Annotated in this window: 5 protein-coding genes and 1 tRNA gene; 1 reads left to right on the top strand and 5 read right to left on the bottom strand. The window is 67.3% G+C overall.

Annotated elements, in window-relative coordinates; translation table 11 throughout:
- Positions 1-106 precede the first annotated feature (106 nt).
- On the bottom strand, positions 107-688 hold the full coding sequence (locus tag Q7P21_RS18790; RefSeq protein ID WP_304179383.1) for an NADH-quinone oxidoreductase subunit B family protein: 582 nt from the start codon (positions 686-688) through the stop codon (positions 107-109).
- Positions 658-1,035, bottom strand: coding sequence for an NADH-quinone oxidoreductase subunit A (locus Q7P21_RS18785; protein ID WP_304170814.1), 378 nt, complete (start codon positions 1,033-1,035; stop codon positions 658-660). The genes Q7P21_RS18790 and Q7P21_RS18785 overlap by 31 nt, the downstream gene beginning before the upstream one ends.
- Positions 1,036-1,271: 236 nt before the next feature.
- On the opposite strand from Q7P21_RS18785, the gene Q7P21_RS18780 reads away from it, so the two are divergent.
- Positions 1,272-1,348: transfer RNA gene (locus tag Q7P21_RS18780), tRNA-Asp, on the top strand.
- A gap of 251 nt (positions 1,349-1,599) precedes the next feature.
- Here the strand turns inward: Q7P21_RS18780 and Q7P21_RS18775 are convergent.
- The 3 genes from Q7P21_RS18775 to Q7P21_RS18765 form a co-directional block, all read right to left on the bottom strand.
- A complete protein-coding gene (locus tag Q7P21_RS18775; protein ID WP_304179371.1) occupies positions 1,600-3,537 on the bottom strand; it encodes an NAD(P)/FAD-dependent oxidoreductase in 1,938 nt (645 codons plus the stop codon).
- Positions 3,538-3,627: 90 nt separating this feature from the next.
- Entirely contained in the window at positions 3,628-4,887 is a 1,260-nt protein-coding gene (locus Q7P21_RS18770) for a cytochrome P450 (protein WP_304170817.1), read from the bottom strand.
- Between the two features lie 92 nt (positions 4,888-4,979).
- Positions 4,980-5,887, bottom strand: a 908-nt coding sequence (locus Q7P21_RS18765) for an aldo/keto reductase (RefSeq protein ID WP_304179361.1), incomplete at its 5' end; no start/stop codon positions are given.

Raw genomic sequence — 5,887 nt, 5'->3', positions numbered from 1 at the left:
AAGCCGGTGATGGCCCCAGCCGCCTTGGCCTGGATCGCCTGGCCCAGCAGGACCAGCGGCGGCAGAACTTCGGCGGGCGCCTGTTCGCCTTCGGGCACGACGTCGGTCATCGCTCGATGGTCCCCGTGCGGCGGATCTTCTTCTGCAGTTGCAGCACGCCGTAGACCAGGGCCTCGGCGGTGGGCGGACAGCCCGGCACGTAGATATCGACGGGCACGATCCGGTCGCAGCCGCGCACGACGCTGTAGCTGTAGTGGTAGTAGCCGCCGCCGTTGGCGCAGCTGCCCATGGAGATGACGTAGCGGGGCTCCGGCATCTGGTCGTAGACCTTGCGCAGGGCCGGGGCCATCTTGTTGCAGAGCGTGCCGGCGACGATCATCACGTCGGACTGGCGCGGTGACGCGCGGGGCGCGAACCCATACCGCTCCAGGTCATAGCGCGGCATCGAGGCGTGCATCATCTCGACGGCGCAACAGGCCAGACCGAAGGTCATCCACATCAAGGAGCCCGTGCGAGCCCAGGTGATGAGGTCGTCGGCCGCAGCGGTGATGAAGCCCTTGTCCGCCAATTGCTGGGAGACCCCGTCGAAGAATGGGTCGTGCAGCTTCGGGTCATAGCCCTCGACGGTCGAACGACCGGCGGAGCCCGCGGGAACGATCACTCCCATTCGAGCGCGCCCTTCTTCCATTCGTAGATGAAGCCGACGGTCAGGACGCCCAGGAAGGACATCATTGACCAGAACGAGAACTGCGCGACGGCGGTCGGCAGCTTCATGAGCGAGACCGCCCACGGGAACAGGAAGGCCACTTCGAGGTCGAAGATGATGAACAGGATCGAGACCAGATAGAACCGGACGTCGAACTTCATCCGCGCATCGTCGAAGGCGTTGAAGCCGCACTCATACGAGGAGAGCTTCTCGGGGTCCGGCGCCTGCGGGGCAAGCAGCGCGGAGGCCAGAATGAAAACGACCCCCAGGACGCTCGAGATCCCCAGGAAGATCACGATCGGGAGGTACTGCAGGAGAAAGGCGTTCATGGAATCCTCGAAGGAGTCGCGGGCCCTTCTAGACCAGCATCGCGCAGGGTTCAAACGGCGGTGTCACACTGTCGCGCCCTAAATGCGTAACCCTGTTATCGAGCGCCCCAGAGCGGGTCGCGGGCGACGCCGCGCACAAGAAACACGCCGCGAATGACGCTTCTCGCAACTCCGGCGTTGACACGATTCCGACCGGGACATATCAGACGCCCCTCGCGGCGACGCGACGCAGAGATGCGGATGTAGCTCAGTTGGTTAGAGCGCCGGCCTGTCACGCCGGAGGTCGCGGGTTCGAGCCCCGTCATTCGCGCCACTTCTCCCTGAAAATCCGAGACTTGGCGCCGCGAGTGATCGTGGGCGCTGGCGCGTGCGGCGTTTGAGCGCGGCCACTGAAGAGAGCGCCGATGAACAGCATCGCTCCTCCCCCGCTGGGGGAGGTGGACCCGGAGGGGCCGGAGGGGGCCGTCCTCGCAGAGGGCGGTTGCGGCGGGTAGCCCCGATCCGTCCCTTCGGGCCGGCCCTCTCAGCCCGCATGGCAGTCAGCTCCCCCGGAGGGGATCAGCGTCACACCACCGGTTCCGCCGCCCACTTCAGCGCGAAGTCCTTGGGGTCGGGCGCGAGCGTCGCGCGCCAGTAGTCCACCAGGGCGAAGGGCCAGTTCTGGCTGACGCGGCCGTTCTCGGTCTTGTACCAGCTGCTCACATTGGGCGAGCCCCAGGCCATGAGCGCATTGCCCGCATCGATCCTGGCGTTGAAGGCCTCGGTGACCTCGCGCTTGACCTCGAGCGCCGCTATGCCCCGCTCGGCCATCAGCCGCAGGCAGCCCACGATGTAGCGCACGCTGCATTCCGAGAAGAACACGATCGAGCCATTGACCACGATATTGGTGTTGGGCCCGTAGATCATGAACAGGTTCGGGAAACCCGGCGTGGTCATGCCCAGATAGGCCTTGGGGTCCCCGGCCCAGGTCTCGTGCAGGTCGGCCCCGCCCCGGCCCTTGATCTTCATCGGCCACAGGAATTTCGAGGCGTGGAAGCCGGTGCCGTAAATGATCACGTCGAATTCGTGGGCCTGGCCGTCAGAGGTGACGATGCCGGTCGGCGTGATCTCGGTGATGGCGGTGTCGATCAGCTGGGCGTTGGGGCGTTTCAGCGCCTCCAGCCAGACGCCGTTGTCGAGCAGGGCGCGCTTGCCGCCGAACGGATATTTCGGGATCACCTTCTCGGCCAGGTCGGGGCGGTCCTCGACCTGGGCCCGGATGGCCATGGCCAGCATTTCCTTGAACATGGCGTTGTCGGGCCCGACCGTGTCCGGCGGTCCGTTCCAGCTGGGGTCGGCGCGAACCCCGGCCAGGAAGCCGTCGGTGGCCATCCAGAACAGGAAGAAGCGATACCACTTGTCATAGTTGGGCAGGTGTTCGAGCAGCCAGTTCATCCCGGCCGGCACGTCCTGGTGATAGTGCTCGGCCGGCAGGCTCCAGGGCGGGGTGCGCTGGAAGACCGTGACGCTGGCCACCTTGTCCGCGATCTCCGGCACGAATTGGAAGGCGCTGGCCCCGGTGCCGATCACCGCCACCCGCTTGCCGGCCAGGTCCACGTCGTGGCGCCATTGGGCGGAGTGGAAGGCCTCGCCCTTGAAGCTGTCGCGGCCCTTGATGTCGGGGAAGCGCGGGCGGTTCAACTGGCCCACAGCGGTGATGACGGCCGTGGCCTCGGTGGTCTCCGGCCCGATCGGGGTGTTCAGCGTGACCTTCCAGACCGAGCGCGCCTGGTCCCAGACCATCTCCTCGACGCTGGTCTGGAAGCGAATGCGCTTCTTCAGGCTGTAGCGGTCGGCGACGCCGCGGAAATAGTCGAGCAGCACCGGCTGGGTCGAGAAGTGCTGCGGCCAGAAGTGGTTGGGCTCGAAGGAGTAGGAATACATGTGGTTGGAAGAGTCGACCCGACAGCCCGGATAGGTGTTCTCCAGCCAGGTGCCGCCGACATCGGCGTTCTTCTCGACGATCTGGAAGGGCACGCCGGCCTGGCTGAGCCGGATGCCGGCCAGCAGGCCGGACATGCCGGCCCCCACGACAAGGACCCTCAGCTTCTGGCCGGCCGCCTGGCGGATCGGGGCCTCCCATTGCGGGTCCTTGGAGCTGGTCCCGGCGATGGCCAGTTCGTCGGCGAGGAACTCGCCATAGCCTTCGGGGATCTCGGCGCCGGCCACGAAGCTGATCATCCGCTCGATGGTGGCGGGGCTGGGGGCCGGGCCCATGGGCGCCTGGCCGGTCAGATAGGCGATGATCGCGGCCTTGGCGGCGGCGCGCAGCCTGGCCTGTTCCTCAGCTGAGACACCGATCTGGTTGCGATCCAGAGGATCATAGGCCGGCGCCCATTCGGGCCGCAGCCAGGCCTTGTCGCCGGTCAGATGGACCATGGCCGCGCAGAGCGCCGGCAGATGGGCGCTCTCCAGCGCGGCGTCGAGCTGGGAGAGGTCCACGGTCTCGGACTTGGCCGTCATGTTGTTTCCGCCCTGATTTTCTCGATGTTCTGGGGAGAACATGACGCCTCCCGAGGGGGAGGAAAAGGGCGACGTCGCGTCAGGTGAGGCCTATCCGACGATCCTCACGGGCAGGGTCTCATAGCCCTTCACGAAGCTCGACCGGACCATGCGCGGTTCGCCGACCACCTCGATCTTGCTCCAGCGCTTGAGGATCTCCTCCCAGACGATGCGCAGCTGCAGTTCCGCCAGGCGGTTGCCGACGCAGCGGTGGATGCCGAAGCCGAAGGACAGGTGCTGGCGCGGGCGCTCGCGGTCGATGATGAAGCGGTCCGGGGCCTCGATGACCGTGTCGTCGCGGTTGCCCGAGACGTACCACATCACCACCTTGTCGCCCTTCTTGATGGTCTTGCCGGCCAACTCGTAGTCCTCGGTGGCGGTGCGGCGCATGTGGGCCAGCGGCGTCTGCCAGCGGATGATCTCCGACACCATCGAGGGGATCAGGTCGGGATTCGCGCGGAGCTTGTCGTATTCCTCCGGGTGCTGGTTGAGCGCCAGCAGCCCCCCGGAAATCGAGTTGCGGGTGGTGTCGTTGCCGCCGACGATCAGCAGGATGACGTTGCCGAGATATTCGTCGGGCGTCATGTTCCGGGTGGCCTCGCCATGGGCCAGCATGGAGATCAGGTCGCCGCGCGGCGGCTCATTGACCCGCTCATTCCACAGCTTCGTGAACCAGGCCAGGCAGTCCATCAACTCGGCCTGACGGGCCTCTTCCGTCTCCACCAGCCCGCCGGGCATGGGGATCGAGGTGGCGATGTCGGACCATCGGGTCAGACGGCGGCGTTCCTCGAACGGGAAGTCGAACAGGGTGGCCAGCATCTGGGTGGTCAGTTCGATCGACACCCGATCGACCCAGTCGAAGGTCTCGCCGATCGGCAGGGCGTCGAGGATCTTGGCCGCGCGCTCGCGGATGATCGGCTCCATCACGTGCAGATTGGTCGGCGAGACGATCGGGCTGACGGTCTTGCGCTGCACGTCGTGCTTGGGCGGGTCCATGGCGATGAAGCTGGGACGGCGCAGGTCCGGCCGGGCGTCGCGGATGGTGATGCCGCCCAGCGCCGCCTCGGACGAGAACACCTGGTGATTGGTGTCGACGGCCATGATGTCGTTGTAGCGGGTCACCGACCAATAGGGGCCGAACTCGCTGTCCTTGCACCAGTGGACCGGCGCCTCGGCGCGCAGGCGCTCGAAATAGGGCCAGTGGGTGTTGGTGCGGAACAGGTCCGGATCGCCGGGATGCATCTCGTCAAGCGGCATGGAATAGGCGCGCATCCGCGCCTCGTCGGCCAGCTTCATGGCGCCGTCAGCCATAGGCCCGTCCTCCCGGTTGCGCGGGCGTGGCACGCCCGTTCTCTGACCCACGATCAAATCCCAAACCGCCCGGGCCGGCAATGGCGTCGAACTTAGTTTGGATTGGCGTCCTGAGCCGCGCGGATGGCGGCGGCGAGGCCGGGCGGCAGGGCGAGACCGGAGGCGGCGAGGTTATCCTGGAGATGGCTCATGCGGGTGGCGCCCACCACGGCGGCGGCGACGTCGGGGTTGTCCAGCACATAGGCCAGAGCAGCCTGGGCGCCGGTCATGTCGGCGCGCCGGTGCAGGAAGCCAAAGCGCGCGCCCGCCGCGATCTCGGCCCGGTGGTTCTTGAGCGCCCGGAGCGCGTACCAGATATCGCGGGGAGACCCGAGCTTGAGGACCTGGCCGCCGGTGTGGCCCATGGCCAGCGGCATGCCGGCCAGCACCCCCTTCCCGGCCGCCGCCGCCCGGGCGATCAGGGCGCCGCGTTCGGGGCGCAGCACATTGTAGTCGACCATCACCACGTCGATCTCGGCGCGGCCGGTGGCGTGGTCAATGACCGCGGGGTCGAAGCTGGTGACGCCCAGCGCGGTGGCCAGCCCCTGGCGCTTGAGGTCGGCAAGCGGCTCCAGCAGATCGGGCCCGAGCTCGGCGACCGAGGGGCCGTGGAGCTGGAGGAGCGGGAGGCAGGTGAGACCCAGCCGCTCCAGACTGCGCTCGACGCTCGTCCGGATGGCCTGAGGCGACATGTCGCGGACGATCCGGCCATTTTCGAACCGGGTTCCGGCCTTGGTGGCGATCACCAGGCCCGAAAGGTCCCTGCCCTTCAGTGCGCGACCGAGTCGCGGCTCGGCCCCGCCGCCCGAATAGCCGGGCGCGGTGTCGAACAGTGTGACCCCGCCGGCCAGGGCCGCCTCGACCAGGGCCTGGGCGTCCCGCTCCGAAAACGCCGCCTGCCCCCACCAGCTGGCGCAGCCGAACCCGATCTCCGAGACGGTCAATCCGGTACGGCCGAGGG

This window comes from Phenylobacterium aquaticum (genome assembly GCF_947378715.1).
GTDB classification, from domain to species: domain Bacteria; phylum Pseudomonadota; class Alphaproteobacteria; order Caulobacterales; family Caulobacteraceae; genus Phenylobacterium; species Phenylobacterium aquaticum_A.
This window is presented reverse-complemented; position numbering and strand designations above follow the sequence as displayed.

Coding starts and splice junctions, on each gene's coding strand:
- Q7P21_RS18770 (WP_304170817.1), bottom strand. CDS start 4,887: ATGGCTGACGGCGCCATGAAGCTGGCCGACGAGGCGCGGATGCGCGCC.
- Q7P21_RS18775 (WP_304179371.1), bottom strand. CDS start 3,537: ATGACGGCCAAGTCCGAGACCGTGGACCTCTCCCAGCTCGACGCCGCG.
- Q7P21_RS18785 (WP_304170814.1), bottom strand. CDS start 1,035: ATGAACGCCTTTCTCCTGCAGTACCTCCCGATCGTGATCTTCCTGGGG.
- Q7P21_RS18790 (WP_304179383.1), bottom strand. CDS start 688: ATGGAAGAAGGGCGCGCTCGAATGGGAGTGATCGTTCCCGCGGGCTCC.